The 20,244-nt window shown below is 65.0% G+C and carries 22 protein-coding genes; 10 read left to right on the forward strand and 12 right to left on the reverse strand.

Going from position 1 to position 20,244, the window contains the following annotated elements; all coding sequences use genetic code 11:
* Window positions 1-169: 169 nt before the first annotated feature.
* A complete protein-coding gene (locus tag QFZ57_RS15000; protein ID WP_306900778.1) occupies window positions 170-421 on the reverse strand; it encodes a hypothetical protein in 252 nt (83 codons plus the stop codon).
* 408 nt (window positions 422-829) lie between these two features.
* On the opposite strand from QFZ57_RS15000, the gene QFZ57_RS15005 reads away from it, so the two are divergent.
* A complete protein-coding gene (locus QFZ57_RS15005) occupies window positions 830-1,090 on the forward strand; it encodes a hypothetical protein (protein WP_306631135.1) in 261 nt (86 codons plus the stop codon).
* Window positions 1,091-1,255: 165 nt separating this feature from the next.
* Here QFZ57_RS15005 and QFZ57_RS15010 read toward each other — a convergent pair whose 3' ends face one another.
* From QFZ57_RS15010 to QFZ57_RS15020, 3 genes are all read right to left on the reverse strand, one after another.
* Window positions 1,256-1,984, reverse strand: coding sequence for a PspA/IM30 family protein (locus tag QFZ57_RS15010; protein ID WP_306631136.1), 729 nt, complete (start codon window positions 1,982-1,984; stop codon window positions 1,256-1,258).
* Window positions 1,985-2,482: 498 nt separating this feature from the next.
* Complete coding sequence (locus tag QFZ57_RS15015; RefSeq protein ID WP_306900779.1) at window positions 2,483-3,040, reverse strand: hypothetical protein; 558 nt, start codon at window positions 3,038-3,040, stop codon at window positions 2,483-2,485.
* Window positions 3,041-3,770: 730 nt separating this feature from the next.
* Window positions 3,771-3,974, reverse strand: coding sequence for a hypothetical protein (locus tag QFZ57_RS15020; RefSeq protein ID WP_306900780.1), 204 nt, complete (start codon window positions 3,972-3,974; stop codon window positions 3,771-3,773).
* A gap of 83 nt (window positions 3,975-4,057) precedes the next feature.
* On the opposite strand from QFZ57_RS15020, the gene QFZ57_RS15025 reads away from it, so the two are divergent.
* Entirely contained in the window at window positions 4,058-4,453 is a 396-nt protein-coding gene (locus tag QFZ57_RS15025; protein ID WP_306900781.1) for a DUF4440 domain-containing protein, read from the forward strand.
* Between the two features lie 156 nt (window positions 4,454-4,609).
* Here the strand turns inward: QFZ57_RS15025 and QFZ57_RS15030 are convergent, their stop codons facing one another.
* The gene (locus tag QFZ57_RS15030; RefSeq protein WP_306900782.1) at window positions 4,610-4,840 is read right to left on the reverse strand and encodes a hypothetical protein; all 231 of its coding nucleotides are present in this window, start codon (window positions 4,838-4,840) and stop codon (window positions 4,610-4,612) included.
* 138 nt (window positions 4,841-4,978) lie between these two features.
* Window positions 4,979-5,440, reverse strand: a complete 462-nt coding sequence (locus QFZ57_RS15035; protein ID WP_306631141.1) for a GatB/YqeY domain-containing protein — start codon at window positions 5,438-5,440, stop codon at window positions 4,979-4,981.
* A 200-nt stretch (window positions 5,441-5,640) separates the two neighbouring features.
* On the opposite strand from QFZ57_RS15035, the gene QFZ57_RS15040 reads away from it, so the two are divergent.
* Window positions 5,641-7,251 carry a phospholipase D family protein gene (locus QFZ57_RS15040; protein WP_306900783.1) on the forward strand — a complete coding sequence of 537 codons (1,611 nt, stop codon included), beginning with the start codon at window positions 5,641-5,643 and terminating at the stop codon, window positions 7,249-7,251.
* Window positions 7,252-7,416: 165 nt separating this feature from the next.
* On the forward strand, window positions 7,417-8,442 hold the full coding sequence (locus QFZ57_RS15045) for an NADPH:quinone reductase (protein WP_306631143.1): 1,026 nt from the start codon (window positions 7,417-7,419) through the stop codon (window positions 8,440-8,442).
* 126 nt (window positions 8,443-8,568) lie between these two features.
* Here the strand turns inward: QFZ57_RS15045 and QFZ57_RS15050 are convergent, their stop codons facing one another.
* From QFZ57_RS15050 to QFZ57_RS15060, 3 genes are all read right to left on the reverse strand, one after another.
* Window positions 8,569-8,796 carry a hypothetical protein gene (locus tag QFZ57_RS15050; protein ID WP_306900784.1) on the reverse strand — a complete coding sequence of 76 codons (228 nt, stop codon included), beginning with the start codon at window positions 8,794-8,796 and terminating at the stop codon, window positions 8,569-8,571.
* A gap of 76 nt (window positions 8,797-8,872) precedes the next feature.
* Entirely contained in the window at window positions 8,873-9,841 is a 969-nt protein-coding gene (locus QFZ57_RS15055; protein WP_306631145.1) for a glycosyltransferase family 9 protein, read from the reverse strand.
* On the reverse strand, window positions 9,838-10,980 hold the full coding sequence (locus QFZ57_RS15060) for a glycosyltransferase family 9 protein (RefSeq protein WP_306900785.1): 1,143 nt from the start codon (window positions 10,978-10,980) through the stop codon (window positions 9,838-9,840). Before QFZ57_RS15060 ends, QFZ57_RS15055 begins: the two co-directional genes overlap by 4 nt.
* Before the next feature lie 204 nt (window positions 10,981-11,184).
* Here QFZ57_RS15060 and QFZ57_RS15065 point away from each other — a divergent pair, with 204 nt between their 5' ends.
* The 5 genes from QFZ57_RS15065 to QFZ57_RS15085 all read left to right on the forward strand — a co-directional run bounded on the left by QFZ57_RS15065 (window position 11,185) and on the right by QFZ57_RS15085 (window position 15,822).
* On the forward strand, window positions 11,185-11,487 hold the full coding sequence (locus tag QFZ57_RS15065; protein WP_018761323.1) for a DUF4193 domain-containing protein: 303 nt from the start codon (window positions 11,185-11,187) through the stop codon (window positions 11,485-11,487).
* A 158-nt stretch (window positions 11,488-11,645) separates the two neighbouring features.
* A complete protein-coding gene (locus QFZ57_RS15070) occupies window positions 11,646-12,386 on the forward strand; it encodes a M50 family metallopeptidase (RefSeq protein ID WP_306900786.1) in 741 nt (246 codons plus the stop codon).
* 42 nt (window positions 12,387-12,428) lie between these two features.
* The gene (locus QFZ57_RS15075; RefSeq protein ID WP_306900787.1) at window positions 12,429-13,514 is read left to right on the forward strand and encodes a glutathione S-transferase family protein; all 1,086 of its coding nucleotides are present in this window, start codon (window positions 12,429-12,431) and stop codon (window positions 13,512-13,514) included.
* Between the two features lie 46 nt (window positions 13,515-13,560).
* A complete protein-coding gene (locus tag QFZ57_RS15080; protein ID WP_306900788.1) occupies window positions 13,561-14,670 on the forward strand; it encodes a serine hydrolase domain-containing protein in 1,110 nt (369 codons plus the stop codon).
* A gap of 93 nt (window positions 14,671-14,763) precedes the next feature.
* Window positions 14,764-15,822 carry an FUSC family protein gene (locus QFZ57_RS15085; protein ID WP_306900789.1) on the forward strand — a complete coding sequence of 353 codons (1,059 nt, stop codon included), beginning with the start codon at window positions 14,764-14,766 and terminating at the stop codon, window positions 15,820-15,822.
* 16 nt (window positions 15,823-15,838) lie between these two features.
* On the opposite strand, the gene QFZ57_RS15090 is transcribed toward QFZ57_RS15085, so the two are convergent.
* The 3 genes from QFZ57_RS15090 to QFZ57_RS15100 are packed head-to-tail and all read right to left on the reverse strand — an operon-like array spanning window position 15,839 to window position 19,454.
* Entirely contained in the window at window positions 15,839-16,750 is a 912-nt protein-coding gene (locus tag QFZ57_RS15090) for a MaoC family dehydratase (RefSeq protein WP_306900790.1), read from the reverse strand.
* Complete coding sequence (locus QFZ57_RS15095) at window positions 16,747-18,087, reverse strand: 3-oxoacyl-ACP reductase (RefSeq protein WP_306900791.1); 1,341 nt, start codon at window positions 18,085-18,087, stop codon at window positions 16,747-16,749. Before QFZ57_RS15095 ends, QFZ57_RS15090 begins: the two co-directional genes overlap by 4 nt.
* 8 nt (window positions 18,088-18,095) lie before the next feature.
* Window positions 18,096-19,454, reverse strand: coding sequence for an acetyl-CoA C-acetyltransferase (locus tag QFZ57_RS15100; protein ID WP_306900792.1), 1,359 nt, complete (start codon window positions 19,452-19,454; stop codon window positions 18,096-18,098).
* Between the two features lie 61 nt (window positions 19,455-19,515).
* Here QFZ57_RS15100 and QFZ57_RS15105 point away from each other — a divergent pair, with 61 nt between their 5' ends.
* On the forward strand, window positions 19,516-20,244 hold the full coding sequence (locus QFZ57_RS15105) for a TetR/AcrR family transcriptional regulator (RefSeq protein WP_306900793.1): 729 nt from the start codon (window positions 19,516-19,518) through the stop codon (window positions 20,242-20,244).

The following is a 20,244-nucleotide window of genomic DNA, read 5'->3' on the forward strand; positions in this document are numbered from 1 at the left end:
GGCTGCAGACGCAGCGCATCGACCAACGTGGGGGGCAGGGCGGCTGTTCAGCCTCCCCCCGCCTCCTCCTGCAGGTCCTATGCTGGCGCTGAAGTTGCCGCGCCCTCCGCCGCCGCTGTCGTCATCCTTGCCGCACCGGAGACACCGCTTATACAGGCTGCTGCCGTCCTCAGTGTGTTCGACGTGCCTGGTGGAAGGTGATGGCGTCCACCGGCCGGGTACCCAGAACAGCACGGCAACCTCGCGGGAGTAAACCACGGTGTAGCTTTGTGGGACCGTCCAGCCAGGAGTGGATGTCGGTGAACTCCTCGACGACCGAACTGTCACCGGGCAGTCGCCGGCCTTCGAGCAGGTCGTAGACCAGATTCCAGGCGAGGTCCATCAGTTCATGGGTTGCTGCCTCCACCGATGGGGCCGTCATGACTCCATGGTCCTCCCCGGCACTTACAGGACGAGGGAATCGGCGGGCGTGTGCTGAGCGGACGCGGTTGCTTCGAACGGTGGTCATGGCCACCATGGAAGTGTGGCAATGAAAGGCTTTTTGCGCCGGCTCGCCTTTCCCCTGTGCCTGCTGGTCCCGATAGCCGGAACGGCCGGATGCTCCTATGACTACCCCGATCCAGCGCACGCCCCAGCTCCCGAAACTGACGGTACGGCCACACCTGAACCTTCACTGACAACGGAATCCGCTACACCACCCAGTGACACTCTGGTCCTTGAGCGCGGAGCCAGGAACTATCAGGAACTGGACCGGCTCCTTAAAGCCGTGCCGGGGCCGGTCCTCCTGTTTCAAGAGGGTCCACTGGACGGCCCTGCCAGGGGTTTTGGCATGACGGAACAGGTGCCTGCGGCCGGCCAGTACACCGTCGCTGCTGCCTGCGTTGGTGCACCCAACGCCAGGATCTTCGTCCGTCAGGAGAATCCCAAAGTCACACTCTGGCCCGTCGAGCTCACAGTGGACTGCCCAGGATCCACTTCACAAGTCATCACACTTCAACAGGGCTATGTTTCCGCGCACCTATCCCTGCCCAGCCCCGGAGATACACCCTGGACAGGGGCAGTGGGCGGAGTGCGGGTGACCGGCAGCTAGGCATCCGGCGCGCGAAGGAGTGCGGCAAGCCATATCGCACTGCCCTTCGGCATGCAGTTTCCTGACTCATCGAAGAGCAGCACAGGCGCAATGCAAATGCCGGCCGGGCTCGACGGTCCCGGTTACCAGCCCACGTTGTCTCCAGGACCTGTGGGCGGTATGTCCTTAGTAGTCGATGGCTTTGCGGTCGATGGACTTCAGCGCGGCGAGCCGTGCCTCCACTTCGGTCTGCTCTCCGAGGTCTTCCAAGGAGGCAAACTGGGATTCCAGTGAGGAGGCAGCGAGTTCCTGCTGGCCGCGGACCGTGGCTTCCTGGCGGCGGATATTCTCCTCGTACCGGCCGATCGCAGAAGTCGGATCTCCGGCGTCCAGGGCCTTGAGGGCGTCATGGACCTGGGACTGGGCGGCGGCGACCCTGGCGCGGTTGACGAGCTGGTTGCGCTTGGCGGTCAGCTCCACGAGCTTGCCCCGCATTTGGCCCAGGCCCTGCTTGAGCTGGTCGACGACCTTGTTCTGCGCGGCAAGGTTCGGTTCCTGGGCCTTGGCGGTGGATTCGGCGCTCATCTGCCGTCCGATGGCGACCTTGGCGAGGTTGTCGAACTTGTCGGCGTCCACGCTGTTCCCGGCGGCACGGAACTCGTCGGCTTTGCGGGAAGCGGCGATCGCCTTGCTGGCCCAGGTGTTGGCCTCGGTCACGGCGCGGGCGTGGTCGTCCTCGGCCATGCGGAGGGTGCCGATGGTCTGGGCGACGGCGGCCTCGGCTTCACGGATATTCTCCGAGTAGTCCCGGACCATCTGGTCCAGCATCTTCTGCGGGTCTTCCGCGGAGTCCAGGAGGGCGTTGAGGTTAGCCTTGGCGAGCTGGGCAACGCGGGCGAAAATACTCTGCTTCACGGTGTTCTTTCTATCGGTAGGGCAATTCGTATTTTATGTGTACGGCATCTTCGGGGACCAGTGTCGGAAAGTCGCCTGCATGGTCTCCTGGCCGTCACCGTCGAGAAGTCATCGCTCAAGAGGGGATCTGCAAAATACTGTCAAAATCCGCCCAAGCACTTCCAACGCCGCAAAGCAGTTGGCCCACGGCAGCCCCCGACTAATCAATGGAGCCTTGTTCAGCCCCGCTGCCGGCGTCTGCGTGCCCAGATGACCTCGGTGACCCCGCCCAGAGCAGCGGGAAGGCTACAACGGCCGCGAGGTGGCGCATCAGGTTGTAGGGGTTCACCAGAGCCGCCCAGCCCACGAAAACTGCCGGCAAGGCTACGCAGACGGTCACCCATACAGGGCTGCCGCGGGCGTGTGACCAGCGGCGGCCGCGAGATCCCGTACCCGATCACGACCATCGAGGCGAGGACGACCAGAATCCAGGCGAGGGTCCGAGCCCATTGGCTGGCCCTAACCAACCCTGGACTCGTCCATGGAATTGAGCAGTCCTTCGGTGTCTTCGACATCGTAGAAGGCGACAGTCTGGCCGAGGCCGAGGCTGAAGAAGTCCACCCCGGTATTCTGGTACATGCCAAGAAGCCCTCCCAGGCCCTGATACCCGAACGTCATACCAACGTGCCGGCCCTCTTTGGCCCGATCGACTTTGGTGGGCAGACCGTTGACGGGGCCTCCGAAACGGACCCTGTCCCCTGTGCAGGCGATCGCCCGGCGGTCCGTGAGCCCATAAGCGGTGACCAGCTTCCGCCGCTCCTTCATGATGAACCGGCCGAAGATGAAATAGAGGCCAACCACGACGAAAGGAATGCCCCAAAGCACGAAAAAGGGCTGTTTAGCCGTGGTGACCGCCATGAATTCCCAAAAGATCGCGAAGCCACCCCACAGGATGCTGAACGGCACCAGAAAGGCGTCCGCGCCGGTGACACGAACCCGGGGATCCGGTTGGCCAGCCCACAACAGTCGCTCACCTTGGCGGAGGAGGGGAAGAATTCGCGCCCGGGCATCCCTCATGGCCGAAGTCTTCCACAGGCAGCATCACGACCGGAATGGTCAGGCAGGCACGTCCTACTTTCCGGCGGCCTACAGGACCGACTTTCGGATGCTACGGGATCCTTACGGCAGAGCTGACGCCTGTGGCCGCTGACCCGCTGATGTCGGAACGCGTAGCCATCGCGTGACGTCGGGATGCTGGTAAACGAGGTCCTCACGAGCTTTCCAGCCGTGCGTTTCCGGCCACAGATCATGAAAGGGTAACAGCCCCTACCCCTGCAATTACGGGTCCGTAACCCTTCGGAACCGAGCAGGCCAAAGCCCCGGCGCCGCACCTAAACTTAGCCATGAGCACGACTGCGTCGTTGATCCTGATTTTCTGTGCTGCCTCCGCCTGGATTGGCTTGACGGTATTCGTGCTCGTACGGTTGCGCCGTCGTCGGCGCGGGTCGTCGCTGGTAGCTTCGGCTCCCCCTACCGCTGGCCCCGGCAGCCTCTCCTACAGGCCCTGGCACGACGTCGGTGGAGTAACGGGTAAGATCCCGACACGTCGGCACAGGCTGAGAATCAGGCGGGTTCGCGGCTGAAGCTGGCCACTGCAGGGTGCCCCGGCCTGAGCCCGAAGGCCGCCGAACAGGGTGCCGAACGCGTTGCGCAGCAGTGCGGTGATCGGGGCGGTCAGCGGGAAGTAGTTGAGGACCTGCACGATCAGCGCGCCAGGGGTCGCGATACAAATCGGAAATCTCCAGCCCTAGACGCTGTTGTCCTCTTCGGCCTCGTGCCGGTACTTGTCGGGGAGCTTTTTCAGCGCTCTTGGCGTGATGAACTGCGCGACGTCGCCCATGGCCACAATCCCGGCGCAAACCAGGATCGGGCGTAGACTCCGGAGCAAAAGAACGGGCCCCAGAATACCCACGATGACCATTCCAAGGGGAACACCCACAAGTGCCGTCATCGGTTCCGGCCTGGATCGTTTCTCGCGCGCCCACAGGAAGTGTTAGTCCTCGCGTCAGCTCATCGTGGAGCGCATACTAAGGCATGGCTGACACCGACGACTTCCTGGCTTGGGTGAGGACTTCTCTTTACGAGGCGGAACTAGCCATTCACAACGGCAATAGCGGCCCACGCAGGGCTATTTGGTCCGGCACCGAACCAGTTGGTGTATTGGGCGCTTGGCGTAGCGCTTTCGGGCGGAAGGACCTGGATGAGTTGTTCTCCGGCCTTGCTAAACAATTCTCCAATTGCACGTCGTTCAGGTTTGAATTGCTGGCCTACGATGTCTCTGGCGACATGGCCTACACCGCGGGCCTGGAACACACCTCGGTCTCGGTGGACGGGGAACCACGCAATTACACCCTGCGGGTCACCCAGGTTTACCGCCGCGAAGACGGTGAGTGGAAGGTGGCCCACCGGCACGCAGACACGGTGACATGAGACTGGGATGCACAGCGGTCTCTGGACGGCATGTCTGCCACTTCTGATTCCCTACGGGAAGCGCGCCCAGCGAACGGGGCGCGCCCCTTCCCCTGACTTCAAGGGGCCGGCCAGCCCGAAAATCCCTGCACGCGGCAATTTTCTATGCTTGGCACTTTAGGTTTGGTCTTCGTTGTTGGCGGTCTCCTCGACCCAACCAACGGCTTCATCAGGGAGAAGAGGCCCCTCTGATTCTCCATCTTCACGCCACCACGGATCCCCTGCTGCAGGCCCTCCAGCCCCCACAATCCTGGCAAAGATTTGTGGGGGAATGACGTCGCCGTTATTGTCGATCAACCATTGTTGCGTTGAGGGCTCAAGCCTTGGCCACCACTCCCGGATGCTCATGGTCACAGTCTCCCACCTCCGCACATTTCGAGGTTTACATCTACCGAATTATGCGCAGCGAAAGGCCAAGTCGCCCGGGCAGCTCCTCCGGATTCAAAAGCTTTGTAAGTGGTGGCGCCAAACACCCGAAGGATCAGGTCACGCCAGGCGGGCCCTCACGATCTCGCTGACGGCCTTGCCGTCGAAGCGGCCGGCAATTTTGGGAGTCACCGATTTCATGACGGCGCCCATGGAGCGCATCGTCAGGTCGGCACCGCCGGCCTTCAAACCGGCGATCACCTCGTCGACGATGGCCTCGGCTTCCGCGCGCGTCAGGGCCTTGGGCAGATAGGCCTCTATGATCTCAGCCTCGGCGATCTCAGCCTGGGCCCGGTCATCGTGGCCGGCCGCCGAATAGGTTGCGGCGGTCTCACGGCGCTTGGCGGCCTCTTTTTGCAGCAGGGCAGTGACCTGCAGGTCGTCAAGCTCCACCGGGGTCTTGCCGGACTTCTCCCGCGTTTCGATTTCGCCCAGGACGTTCCGAACCGTGGTCAGGCCCACCTTGTTGCCGGACTTCATATGGACGATGACGTCGCCCTTCAGCTTTTCCTTCAGTGACATGGTTCTGACTCGTTCTTTCGTTGCAGGTGGGAGCTATATGAAACGGCCTTGGACAAGCCTATTCCCGACGCAGCTGCGGCGCGCTGCTTGCTCTTAGGCTTGTTCGGCGCGGTCCCAGCAGAGCGGCAGGTTTATGCGCCGCCGTAGGCTAGTTTGGAATCCGCAGCGGCCTGGTCCCCGGGCCCCGAAAGGAGCGCCGAGTGGACAGCACGGTTGGCAAGTGGTTTTTGAATCGGGGTGAGCGGGGAAACCCTGCGTCGGATGTCCAGGCGGGCGGCGCAGGATCCGGATCCTGGTCAGAAGGCAACCTGGTCCGTCCGCTGGTCCATGGAGCAGCGTACTTTTCCAGGCTGCATGAGGAGCTGTCGGCTTTGCAGCCGGGAGACCGGGTGTGGTTTACCGACTGGCGGGGCGATGCTGACGAGCAGCTGGAACCCGGCGGAACGACAATTGGCGGGTTGCTCGCCCGGTTGGCCGGGTCTGGTGTGGAAGTGCGGGGCCTCGTCTGGAGATCCCATGGGGAACGGATCTCGGCCCCTATCAGCGGCCGCTCCAACGAACTTCTCAGCCGGAAAATCAACGATTCCGGCGGGGAGGCGCTGTTGGATCAGCGGGTGCGCCTCTTCGGCTCCCATCACCAGAAACTGGTGGTCATCCGCCGTCGTGCAGACCCCTCGCTTGATGTGGCGTTTGTGGGCGGGCTGGACTTGTCACACAGCCGTCGTGACGACGCCGGCCACGCGGGTGACCCCCAGGCGGTAACGATGGATTCCCGTTACAGGCAGCGGCCCCCATGGCACGATGCCGCCCTGGAATTGCGCGGCCCCGTGGTTGCAGATGTGCTGGCTGTGTTCGCGGAACGGTGGAACGACCCCCACCCGCTGGACCGGCGGACCCCTTACCGGATGCTCTTGCAGCGCCTGGCCCGGATGCCCAGGCACCCCGAACCGCTCCCGGAGGCCGCTCCGCCCCCACCACCGGCCGGTCCGCACGCCGTGCAGCTGCTGCGCACCTACGGCCTGAAGCATCCGCCATTCCCGTTCGCACCGCACGGGGAGCGGAGCATCGCACGGGCTTACGCCAAGGCTTTCGCCCAGGCGCGTTCGCTCATTTACATCGAGGACCAGTATTTGTGGTCAACCGAGGTCGCAGCGGGAATCGCAGACGCCCTGGAACGCAACCCCCGGCTGAACGTGATCATCGTGGTGCCCAGGTACCCGGACTCTGATGGCCTCCTTGGCGGACCACCCAAGCGCTTGGGGCAGCTGCGCGCCATCAGCATGCTCCGCCGGGCCGCGCCGGACAGGGTGGGCGTGTTCGATCTTGAAAACAGCGAGGGTACGCCGATCTATGTCCACGCCAAGATCTGCATCATCGACGACATCTGGTTCACCTGCGGATCAGACAACTTCAACCGTCGGTCCTGGACCACTGACAGCGAACTCACCTGCGCAGTGATCGACACATCTGCGGGCGACATCCCGCCCGCAGGTACTGGCACCTCCCTGCGCCAGCCGCTCGCCAGGGAGCTGAGGCTCCAGCTCTGGGCCGAGCACCTAGGCCTTGACCAGCAGGACCCCCAGCTCCACGCCGTCGGCGCGGCGGGACTCCAGCTGTGGAATTCCGCAGCCGACGCCCTGGACCAATGGCACCGATCCGGACGCCGTACGCCCCGTCCGGCCGGGCAGGTGCGCCACCATGCCACCGAACCTGTACCGCCCCTCCACCGTCTCTGGGCCGATCCCGTCTACCGGTTCATCGTTGACCCGGACGGCCGCCCCCGCCGGCTCCGTGGTACTGACCGGTTCTAGGGAAGCCGGCCAACATCCCACAGGCTGCCTCCGGTAAGAACGAACGTCGACGGCGGAAGGGGTCACGCACAGGACAGCCGGGTCTCCCTGCCTGCGTCCCGGTGCAGCGCGGGTGTTCGGTAGGTTGGAGCGGTAAGGGATGCGCATCCGGACATGGGAGAAGGCATGAAGGCAATCGTGTACGAAGCAACAGGCCCCTCATCGGTGCTGAAGCTCCAGGACAAGGCATTGACGGAGCCGGGCCCGGACGAGGTCCGGGTCCGGCTGGTGGTGTCCGGCGTGAACCCAACCGATTGGAAGTCACGGTCCGGGAGTGGAAGCAGGAAGCTGGACGCTCCCAAGGTTCCAAACCAGGACGGAGCCGGTGTCATCGACCAACTGGGCTCCGGAGTGACGGGTTTCGACGTCGGCGACCGTGTATGGCTCTGGGATGTCGCCTGGGGCAGCAACGAAGGTACCGCACAGGAATACGTCGTGGTGCCCGCCCACAAAGCCGTGGTACTTCCGGACGCCGAATCCTTCGACACCGGTGCCTCGCTGGGGATTCCCGCCCTGACAGCACACCGGGCCCTGACGTCGAACGAGGACGGCCCCGCCAGGCTCTCCCCCGGTGCCCTTGCGGGTCGAACCGTGCTGGTCACCGGCGGTGCAGGCGCCGTAGGCCACGCAGCCATCCAGCTCGCAAAGTGGGCGGGCGCTGCCGTCCTCACCACCGTCAGCGGAGACCGGAAAGCCGGGCTCGCCCTCCGCGCCGGCGCCGGCAAGGTCATCAACTACCGGAAGGACGACGTCGTCCACGCCGTCCACGAGACGGCCCCCGATGGGGTGGACATCATTGTGGACGTCAACGCCCCGGCGAATATCGAGGCCGACCTGCACGTTCTCAAGCCCGGCGGGACCATCTCGATTTATGCGGCGAACCCGGGAGAATCGCTCACCGTTCCGATCCGCGAGAGCATGACCAGGAACGTCCGCTATCAGTTCGTCCTCACCTACACGGTCACGGACGAGCAGAAACAGAACGCGGTGGCCGCCGTCGCCGAGGCACTCGCCGCCGGTGCGCTCCGCGTGGGCGAAGAACATGGTCTGCCACTGACGCGGTTCGCCCTGGAGGAGACTCCCGCAGCCCATGACGCAGTGGAACAGGGAACAATCGGAAAGGTGCTCATCGACGTCGCATCCGCATCCTGAAGCGGCCCCGCGCCCTGCCGTAAAAGACGTCCAAGGCTGCCTAAGCGCACGACGGCGAGCGCCTGGCCGCGCGCGGGTTCCTTGCCGGTTGCTTCACGCCGAGGCACCCGGCAAGTACCGCCGTCGTCAGTGCGGATGCAGCCCGCGCGCCCGTGGCTGCCGGGTCCGTCCCTGGGGAAGGGAACCCGCAGCGACGGGACGGTAGTCAATCCGCCGCTCCATCCGCATGTTGCGCCGTTGCTGCCGCCGCGCTTTCCTTTCGGGGCGGTCAATGGCGGACAGGATGGCCAGCGCCACAATAATCCAAAGGAACGCCGTCCCCAACACCAAGGCGATTTCCAGCTCAGTGCTCATGCACACAATTTTAGACCCGGGGTGCCCCGGCCGACCCCCTGCTGAACACATCAATGAGGCGCAGAATCCCCAGCGCCTAGAGCACTCCCAGCCCCCTGACAGCAGCCATGACATCGGGCACCTGGACAGCGAGCAGCGCGGGATCCGGCTCGGCTGCGAACGTGTCCCCGCGCCGCAGTTCAGCGCGGGTCAGGACAACATGCGGCCCCGGCGGCGGTCCCCAGATTTCAGGTGGGGCCGGACCAAAAAGCACCACCGAAGGAGTACCGTACGCGGATGCCAGATGGGCGGCCCCCGTGTCGGCAGAGACCACCAGGCGTGCGGCGGCAATCGTGGCCGCGAACTCCCCCAGGCCCAGCACCCCGGCCAGCACGGTGGTGCCGGGGAGTCCTGCGAGGCGGCACACTTCCTCGGCGCGTTCCCGTTCCGACGTGCCGCCGGTGAACACGACCTGGTGCCCGGCATCTGTTAATGCAGCAGCCACCGCCGCGAAGCGGTCGGCGGGCCACAGCCGGCTGCCGTAGGCCGCACCCACATGCAGGACGGTTGCGCCGGGAACGGGGCTGGGAATGTGTGGCGTATTAAGCTGCACATCCATCGGATCTGCCTCTATGCCATGCCATTCGAGGAGCCTGACCCAACGCTCGCGCTCGTGGAGTTCCGGCCGCCACGGGGGACCGTCCCGGTGTGCGCTCCGATGGCCAACGGTCTGGCGGGCCTTCAGCGCCTCAATCCGGCCCTGGCTCTCCGGGCCGCTGCCGTGCAGGTTGACGGCCACGTCCACCACGCCCGGGTCCATTGAAAGCGGCTCGTCCAGGCCGTGGGTGGGCAGCAGCTCGTAGCCGCCCACCAGCCCCAGGGCCTCTGACAGCCACCCCTGCGCCGCATAGCGCAGCCGGTGCTCTGGAAACGCCCGCCGGATGCCCTTCAGTGCCGGTACGGCCACCAGCAGGTCCCCCAGCTTCAAGGCGCGCAGGACAAGGAGCTCCGGTTTCCCATCAGCGGCAATCGGGTCACCGGACAATCCCACAGTCTCCGTGCTCATGCGTCCTGCTTTGCCACTTGCGTAGCCGTGAGGCTGCGGACATCCTCGTACACCTCCGGCACTCCAATGCCCGCCACAACGGAGTCATCATGGACGCAGCGGGGTGCTGTCCAGCCGACCTGAGTCACGTCTATGCCGCACGTGGGGCAGGCCGTAACCCAGGAGGCGTGCACGCGGTGAAGGCTTCTGCCCAGTGCTCCGGCGTTGATCACGTTGCCGGCCCAAAAAACGCCGACCGTGGGCACGCCAAGTGCCTGGGCAAGGTGCCGGGGACCGCTGTCGTTTGCCACCACGACGGCGGCTTCCGCCAGCACCGCCACGAGCCCCGCCATGTCAAGAGCGCCGGCCAGGGAACGGACAGCTGTGGACGCAGCCCGGCGGGCAATCCCCTCGGCGAGGTCCTGCTCACTGCTGTCCCCCACAATGACCACCCGCGATCCGTCGGCCGCGCAGGAGGCCGCAAGTTCGGCGAACTTGTCTGCAGGCCAACGACGGCGGGGGTCGGTGGCGCCGGGATGGATCACCACCAGCGGTTGGCCGGCGTCGCCGTCGCCGGCTTCATGGGGTGCTCCCCCGTCAGCGGGTGACAGCCGCGCTTCAAGATCGACAGGGAAGGCGCCGGCGAACCCAGCCACTTCCAAAGCCCTGAGTGGTTCGTGCTGGTAGTAGAGGTAGGGAATGGTGCGCTCCAGGCTTGCTGCGTCGGCGGTCCGGGTCCCTACGGTGTGGCGGGCGCCGAGCCGCAGCAGGAAGGGATTTGAGTACCGTCCGCCGCCGTGAAGCTGGACAGCCAGGTCGAAGTTGCGGCCGCGCATTTCCGCAAAGAAGCGGTCCAGTTCATCCGGATCCTCTTCACCTGGCCGGACTCCTTCGGCAAAGGGCAGGACCACCACCTCGTCCACCGGGCTTGTCAGCGCCCCAAGGAGTGCCTTGTGGACCGGAGTGCCCAGCAAGGTGATGGTTGAACCCGGATAAGCCGCCTTCAATGAAGCCATTGCCGGGATGGCGAAAATCAGGTCGCCCAAGCCTCCACCGCGCAGGACAACGATCCTGGACACGTCGATGAACTTCTCAAGCACCGGACCGACGCCCACGCCAATTTGTCCTGCGCCGCCGAACTCTGCGGTGAGTTGTTCCACACACTGCCCCTTCCGTCATGCAGAGGGACCAGCACCGCTGTCCCTCTGCTGCCCACGCGGCCGCACGGCGGTTACCAACCTGCGGCCGCTCCCTTGAACCTTTACCCAGCAGGCGGCAGATCTACTCTCCCTGTTGGGGAATACCGGCTTGATGCTGTACGTTTCATACGCGAAAGCCAATCAAAGAAAAGAGAAGCACCCAAAGTGGCAACCGATTACGATGAACTGCGTTCCGACGTCAAGGAATCGCAGGACAACTCACTCGAGCAGCTCCAGTCAGCAAATGCTCCCGACGCCCGCAGTGTTGTGCAGGAGTTGGACGAGGCTGACGGGCTGGACGGCGCCGGCGTCCCTGGCGGCGAATTTGTCGCCGAGGAGCTCGTAGTCCAGGTCATCCCGCAGGCTGAGGACGAGTTCACCTGCTACTCCTGTTTCCTGGTCCGCCACCGGTCGCAGATTGCCCGTCAGAAAGACGGCCACAGCTACTGCACCGAATGTGAAGGCTAGTCAAGAACCTTCCTGCAGGCAGGGACGCCCGGCGTTCCATCCAAAGCCGAAAGGCACGCCACAAACGGCGTGCCTTTCGGCTTTAAGCCATTACCCAGCTGGACTGCGTAGCGTTAGGCAAAATACCTACGACGTCGACCCGCAGCCAGGAGGCTACGTTGGACAGCCCCGCAAGCTTGTGGAACACCTTGGCCTCGGTGTTCACGCAAGCAGATGTTCCCCGCATTACCTGGGTTGAGATGCTGCTGTCCCTGGTTGCCGCCGTCGCATTGTCCATACCCCGCCGCAGCTGGCGCTACTTCGGGCTCCTGGCCACCGCCACCCATGAGCTGGGCCACGCGTTTGCGGCCGTGACCTCGGGGCAGCGGTTGTCCGGAATCCGCCTTCGGCTTGACCATTCCGGAACCACCACCACCTACAGCCGGAGCAGGCTGGCAGCTGCCTGGTCCTGCTTCTGGGGATACCCGGTCCCGGCGATGGTTGGTGCCGCTTTCGTTTGGTGCGGGCTCAGCGGATGGGGCCCTGCAGCCATGGCGGCCAGCGCGCTGGTCCTGGCCGCCTCGCTCCTCTTCCTCCGCAATCTTGCCGGTTTCGTAATCACCACCGCCGCCATCGCCGGTTCGGCTGCCCTTGCGTTCCTTGCACCGGCATCAGTCGCGGGGCACGTGGCCGTCATTTTCGGCCTTGCGCTCCTGGTGGCTGCTGTCCGCGACCTGCTCAAACTCACGAACGTCCACCTCCGCCGTCGCGGGAGTCTTGGCAGCTCCGACGCCTACCTCCTGTACCGCGCCACATCTGTTCCGTCCGGCATCTGGATTGCCCTGTTCACCATCCTGGTCGCCGCCGCGTGGCTGGTTGCCTGGCAGCCCGTCTCGATAATTCTGTTGAACGGCGCCTAGATCAGAGGCCTGGAACAGAACGGTGGCACATAGGCTTGTGCCATGAGCCAGGAAACGGACAGCACCCCAACAACGACCGGCGGCGACGCGCACAGCACCCGTGGAGCCTATGTGACGGGCGGCGCGGAGTTCACCCGGGACACCAACTACATCGAGGACCGGATCACCAGGGACGCCCGCCCGGGCAGCAACGGTGAGCCGGGGTGGCCGGTGGAAGCGGGGCGCTACCGGCTCATCGCCGCCAGGGCCTGCCCGTGGGCGAACCGGACAGTCATTGTCCGCAGGCTTCTGGGGCTGGAAGAAGCCATCTCCCTGGGCCAGCCAGGACCCACCCACGATGCGCGTTCCTGGACGTTCGACCTGGATCCAGGCGGAGTGGATCCGGTCCTTGGAATAGAGCGCCTGCAGGAGGCTTACTTCAAACGTTTCCCCGGCTACCCGCGGGGAATCACTGTGCCTGCCATCGTGGACATACGCAGTGGTGAAGTGGTGACCAACAACTTCCCCCAGATCACCCTGGACTTCTCGACTGAGTGGACCGGGCTGCACCGGTCCGGTGCTCCGCAGCTTTATCCGGAACACCTCCGCGATGAGATCGACCAGGTGAACAAGCGCGTCTTCACCGAGGTCAACAACGGCGTCTACCGCTGCGGTTTCGCCGGTTCCCAGGAAGCCTATGATTCCGCGTACGAACGGTTGTGGACGGCCATGGACTGGCTTGAGGACCGCCTGTCGGGGCAGCGCTACCTGGTGGGCGACACCATCACCGAGGCAGATGTGCGTCTGTTCACCACGCTGGCCAGGTTCGACCCCGTCTACCACGGCCACTTCAAGTGCAACCGGCAGAAGCTAAGCGAGATGCCGAATCTGTGGGGCTATGCGCGGGACCTGTTCCAGACCCCGGGTTTCGGGGACACCACCGACTTCGTGCAGATCAAACGGCACTACTACATCGTGCACGAGGACATCAATCCCACCGGCATCGTTCCGGCCGGCCCCGATCTGGGCAGCTGGCTGGAGGACCATGGCAGGGAGTCCTTGGGTGGCCGGCCATTCGGAGACGGCACGCCGCCGGGGCCGGTCCGGCCAGGCGAGGAGGTTGCGCCGGGACACGGAGCCTCGCGCTGAGCCCAATCCCCTGGGAGGAAACCGCTTTCCTCCTACACTGGAGGGCATGCAGACTTCGCTTGGTTTTGTAGCCCCGGGGTACGAAAACGTCCTCGCCCTGTTTGAGTCCTTCCTGGCCGGGGATTCCCGCTACAGCGCCCAGGTGGCCGCCTACCGCAACGGACTGCCGGTGGTTCGCCTGGCAGGCGGACCGGACATGGCGGCAGACACCCTGACCGGCGCCTATTCCTGCTCCAAAGGCGTTGCCGCGATGGTCATCGCCCTGCTTGTCCAGGATGATGTCCTCGACCTGGACAAAACAGTCGCCCATTACTGGCCGGAGTTCGCTGCGCAGGGAAAGGACAGGCTGCTGGTCAGGGAGGCGCTGTCGCACCAGGCGGGGCTGATGGGCGTTGAGGGCGGCTTCGGCCTGGACGAGTTCACCACACCAGCGGCCGCAGCCCGCCTTGCCGCCGCCGCTCCCGCCTGGGAGCCAGGACGGCAGTTCGGCTACCATGCCCTGACCATTGGGATCCTGATGGAGGAGCTCTGCCGCCGCATCACAGGCGAAGCACTTCAGGATGTTTACGACCGCCGGATCCGGAAGCCTCAGGAGGTGGATTTCTTCCTGGGACTGCCGGAGGACCAGGAGCCACGGTACCGGGATGTCATCTACGCGGAAGATCCCGGCCAGGTTTGGGTTGACCCGCTCAGCCTCGAAGGCCTTAACAGCAACGCGCCCGTCAGCACCATCATGGAACTGCCAAACATCCGCTCGGTGCGGGCAGCCGGGATGTCCGCTGCCGGCGGGGTTGGATCCGCCGATGGCCTGGCACGGTTGTACGCGGCAGCAACCACAGGCGTCGACGGCAGCCAGCCGTTCCTGGCAGCCCGGACGGTCCAGGCAATGACCCGCGAACAGGTGTGGGGTCTGGACCGGTCTTCCGGCCTGGACAATGCGTTTGCCGTCGTCTTCATGAAACCCCATCCGTCACGGAACTTTGGCAGCCACCGGGCCTTCGGCCACGAAGGCGCCAATGCGGCGCTCGGTTTTGCCGACCCGTCCTACGGGCTGGGCTTTGGCTACATCCCCCGCCGCCAGGAAGACGGACGGACACCGGGAAGGGCGCATCGCCTGGCTGCCGAAGTGCGGCGTTCCGCAGCCGGCTTGTTCTGAGGGGCGCCCGGCCCTACTGTGGTCCGGATGGGCAATACTCAAGCACGACCGGATGTACGGTGGGCTCGGGGGACCCAACTTCTCAAACAATCGGTGGCGGGACTCTCCGCTGCCTTCGCGGCGCAGCGGCTGCAGTTGGCTGCCAAAGCCGCGCTGGCCGCGGGTCTGGCATTCGCGATTGCGCCGCTTATGCCGGGCGCCGCCTCCCACTACGCGTACTACGCGCCGCTGGGCGCACTGGTGGCCATGTACCACAACGTGGCCGGATCGGTTCGCCAGGGAACCCAGGCCCTTGCGGGGCTGGCGATGGGAATCGGCCTTGCCTTCGTTCTGGTCAGCATTACCCACCCGTCACCGTTGACGGTGGCCCTGTTCATGGGAATCGGCGTGCTCCTGGGCGGCTTGCCGGGAATCGGATCAGGCAGTGACTGGATTCCGACGGCGGCCCTTCTGGTCCTGCTGGTCGGTGGCAGTAATGCCGAGGATTTTTCGTATGGATACCTGGTGCAAATGGCTGCAGGGGTGGCGGTGGGAATCTCCGTTAATTTCCTGATCTTTCCGCCGCTGCACCTGAACGCAGCCGCTTCCAGCCTGGCCGACCTACGGCTCGCCCTTGGCAGGCAGCTGACGGACATGGGCGCGGCCCTCAAGGAGAAGTGGCCTCCGGAACACGAGGATTGGTCGCGCAGGTCGGACGAACTGGCTGAGGCAGCAAGGTCGGTGCGGCACCTGGTCAAGGAAGCCGACGCGAGCCGCCGGGCCAATCCCCGGCGGAAGCTGCACCCGCGTGACGTGGACCAGGACTACCGTGACCTGCAGGACCTGGAACGCGTCACGTTTCACATCCAGGACATGACGGATGTGCTTTCCGATGTGATCTGGGAAGACGACGTGCCTTATGCCATTCCGCTGCAGGACAACGAACCGCTGGCGGATGCGGTCACCGCAACGGGTGAGTTGCTGTCCGTTCGCTCCGAGGACGACAAGCAGGCGTGGAAAGATGCCTACGGTGCTGCCGAAGCGGCGGTGGAAGCCTGTATGGCCGCCACCGCCGGAAGGCCGGCAGCACAGGGAACGGTCCCTGCATCCGAATCAGTTCTCCTGAGCCTCCACCGGATCCTGCGGGCCGTCCGGCCGAAGGACGAAGCCTGACACCCAGCGCCGCAGGCTAAAGGGCGGAAACCGTCCCGCTGAAATGGCGGCGCCCGGAGCGGGGACTCCAGGCCACAAAGCCGGAGTGCTTCCACGCCCCGGAGGCGCTTTGTTCGGACCCGATTTCCAGTGCAACCCGGGAGGGCAGGAACACCGGGGCGTCGAACTCCACGTCCCACGAGAAAGAGTCGCCGCGGGCAGGGCCAACATCTGCGAGCGCGCGGGAGGCCAGGTACATCCCGTGTGCTATCGATCGCCGCATGCCCAGGGCCTTGGCTGAGAGCACACTCAGGTGGATCGGGTTGAAATCTCCTGATACTGCAGCGTAGGCACGGCCGGTGTCGACGCCAAGATGCCACAGGGCTGTTGGGTCCGGTGCTGTGAAGTCGGGCCTCGGTGGAATGGCGGCGGGTTTGTCGATCCCCGGCAGGAACACTCCCTTGGCGAGGTAGGTGGAGACTCCGCGCCAATGCACATCCTCCGAACCCGCACGGCGAACTTCCGCCACGACGTCTACCTGCGTACCCGCGCGGTGGCCGCGGAGGTTTTCCACCCTGGCGGTCATATCCAAAGCGTCTGTGAAGACCAGCGGAGACCTCTGCTCAACGCTGTTGCGCAGGTGGATCATGCCCAGCAGGGGAAGCGGGAAGTCGTCGCGGTTCAGGATGCTCATGGCCAGCGGGAATGCGATGGCGTGGATGAAACCGGCAGGCAGGACATCACTGGCTGTCTCACCAATCAGGTGCTGGTAGGCCGTGAGATTTTCGACGCCCACCGTCACGCCCCTGACCTCGTGGCTCTCGGCCGGGAGGACCGCGGAGTCATGGGTTCCCAGGAGCCTGCGCCTTGCCGCCTGTGCGGCGGCGTTGACGTAGAGCTTGGACAAAGACGGCATCTCGGCCAGGATCACCGGTTGCAGGGCCGTCATGCCCCCACCAGGTTTTGCCCGCACACCCGCAGCACCTCCCCGTTGATTCCGCCTGCGGCGTCGCTGGCCAGGAAGGCGATGGTCTCGGCGACGTCGGACGGCAGGCCACCCTGCTGCAGCGAGTTCAGCCGCCGTGCCACTTCGCGGACGGCAAAGGGAATGCGGGCTGTCATTTCGGTTTCGATGAACCCGGGGGCGACGGCGTTGATGGTGCCGCCACGGGAGGCGAGCAGCGGGGCGCTTGCACGGACCATTCCCATGACTCCCCCCTTGGACGCCGCATAGTTGGTTTGCCCCCGGTTGCCGGCGATGCCGCTGGTGGAGGCAACAGAGACGATACGCGGCGACGACCGGAAGTGTTCCGAGCCCAGCAGTGCCTCGTTGATCCGGAGCTGGGCGGCGATGTTGATGTTGATGACCTGGTTCCACCGGGCCTGGTCCATGTTGGCCAGCAGCTTGTCCCGCGTGACGCCGGCGTTGTGCACCACGATGTCCAGCCGCCCGTGCCGCTGCACAGCATGGTCGATGATCCGCCGGCCCGCGTCCGGGCTGGTGATGTCCAGCTGCAGGGCCGTGGCCCGCACCTCGTTGGCCACGGTTGCCAGCTGGTCTCCCGCTGCCGGAACGTCCACCAGGATCAGTGTGGCGCCGTCGCGGTGCAGCGTACGGGCAATCTGGGCCCCGATGCCGCGGGCAGCGCCCGTTACTACGGCCACTTTTCCTGCCAGTGGCTGTTCCGGGTCGGCGGGAAGCACGCCGTCCTCCGTCGAGACCGTCAGGAACTGTCCGTCCACGAACGCTGAACGGCCTGAGAGGAAGAACCTGATGGCGCCAAGTGCACTCGGGCTGGTGGACGTGGTGCCCTCAGCAAGGAGTACACCGTTACCCGTTGCTCCGGCCCGAAGCTCCTTGGCCAGGGACCGCAGGAAGCCGTCCACGCCCTGGCGTGCTGCTGCAGCTTCGGGTGAAGACGCCTCCGCAGCCGGGCGGGACAGCGTGATCACGCGGCCGCCGGCCCGCAGGTCGCGGAGGGAACCTGCGGCTGCCAGCACCGGCTTTTCCAGGTCCGCCGGGTGCTCAACGCCGTCGAGGACCAGGATGATGGCGCCCAGCTTTTCGGCCGGAACGGCATGCCTCCTGACGTCAAGGTCCCAGGACAGCAGCTCCGCGGCAAGCTTGTCCGCGCCGGGAGTGTCCCCCAGGACAACGACAGGTCCTGCCACCAGGGGCTGCCCGGGCTTGTAGCGGCGCAGGACAGCAGGCTGCGGAAGGCCGAGCTTCTTTGCGAGGTTGCGGCCCAGGCCGCTGTTGACCAGTTGCGTGTATGTATCTGTCATGCCGTCCCCTACAGAGATTCCAGGATCGCGACGACGCCCTGGCCGCCGGCTGCGCAGACTGAGACCAGGCCGCGGGCGGGACGGCCGGTGGAGGCCGCCTTGGCGTGGAGCATCTTTGCAAGCGTGCCCACGATGCGGCCACCAGTCGCGGCAAACGGATGGCCCGCTGCCAACGAGGACCCGTTGACGTTGAGGCGCGAACGGTCGATGCTGCCAAGGGCACCGTCCAGCCCGAGGCGGGTACGGCCGAACTCGTCATCCTCCCATGCAGCCAGGGTGCTGAGGACGGTGGCTGCGAAGGCTTCGTGGATTTCAAAGTAGTCGAAGTCCGCCAGCGTAAGGTTTTGGCGGGCCAGCAGCCGGGGCACAGCGAACACGGGGGCCATCAGCAGTCCGTCCTTGCCGTGGACAAAATCCACTGCGGCGGCTTCACCGTCCACCACCGCTGCCAGCTTGGGCAGGTCGCGGGCATCTGCCCATTCGTCGGACGCCAGCAACACGGTGGAGGCGCCGTCGGTAAGCGGGGTGGAGTTCCCTGCCGTCATGGTTGCATCGGCATCGAGGTTCCGGCCGAACACCGGCTTCAGGGAAGCGAGTTTCTCGAGAGAGGTATCTGCCCGCAAGTTGGCGTCACGCGTCAATCCGCGGTAGGGGGTCATGAGGTCATCGAAGAATCCGCTCCCGTAGGCGGCAGCAAGGTTGTGGTGGCTTTTCAGTGCCAGTTCGTCCTGCGCTTCCCGGGAGATCTTCCACTGTGCAGTGGTGAGGGCCTGGTGCTCACCCATGGACAGGCCGGTGCGCGGCTCTGCCGTACCGGGTGCCAGGGGCGCAAGATCCTTGGGCCGGAGCCGGCTGAGGACCTGCAGTCGCTGGGGCAGCGTTTTGGCACGGTTGAGGTCCAGAATGACTTCACGGAGGCCTTCGCTGACCACCACGGGTGCATCGGAGGCCGAGTCCACGCCACCGGCAATAGCCGAATCAATCTGCCCGAGTTTGATCTTGTTCGCCAGGCCAACCACTGTCTCGAGACCCGTGGCACAGGCCTGCTGGAGGTCATACACCGGGGTCTCGGCGGAGAGTGCGGATCCCAGGACAGCCTCGCGGGTGAGGTTAAAGTCCCTGGAGTGCTTGAGGACCGCCCCTGCAGCCACCTCGCCGATCCGTTCATCCTGGAGTCCGAAGCGTGCGATCAGGCCGTCCAGGGCGGCTGTCAGCATGTCCTGGTTGGAGGATTTTGCGTAAGCGCCGCCGGCACGGGCGAACGGAATCCTGTTGGCGCCGACGATCACCGCCCTCCGGGTTGCCGGGACCGCGGCCCGGGTCGATTCGCCTGATGATGCGGGGGTTGACTGTCCGTCTATGGACATGGATGGCTCCTCTGGTCACGAGTGGTTACCGATACCCAGCGTACCTGATACGCTGGGTATCGTGAACTTCCAGGACACGAGTCTCCCCCTGACCATCGAGCTGCCGTCGCCCGCCAGCCCTGACGGGCGTTCGGTACGCTGGCAAAGCCACCGGGAGGAACGGCGGCGGGAACTCATCAAGCAGGCCCGGCGTGCCGTGCACGCTCTGGGCAGCGACGCCTCCATGGAGGACATCGCAACGGCCGCGGGAACGTCGAAGTCGGTGTTCTACCGCTATTTCGGGGACAAGGCCGGGCTGCAGCAGGCCGTGGGCGAAGTGGTCCTCAGCCAGATGCAGCACCGTATCCAGGAGGCAGCACAAAGTGCCGTCACCCCGCGGGAAGGTTTGCTGGCAATGGTCTCGGCCTACCTGCAGATGGCGGACACCAGCCCCAACGTCTACGCCTTCGTAACCAGCTATGCCCCGGTTGACCCCGCCAACCCTCCGCACCCAGCTGCGGCCGGCGGCCCGCTGGGCCACTTCTTTGATGCCATTGCGGACATGATTGCCACACCCATGCGCTCGCACCTGGGAGATGTCACAGAAACCGTTATCGGCTACTGGCCCAAGGCAGCAATCGGCCTGGTGCGGAATGCCGGCGAACAGTGGCTCAGCACCCCGGATTCCCCCACCAAGCCAGACCAGGAGACCATGGCCCGCCAGATCACTGCGTGGCTGTGCGTGGGCATCGCCCCCGAGCTCACTCCCGCTTCACCGACCACCAAGTTATCCGCCAAAGAAGGACTGTGA

Origin of the sequence: Arthrobacter sp. B1I2, from assembly GCF_030816485.1 — a bacterium.
Lineage (GTDB): Bacteria > Actinomycetota > Actinomycetes > Actinomycetales > Micrococcaceae > Arthrobacter.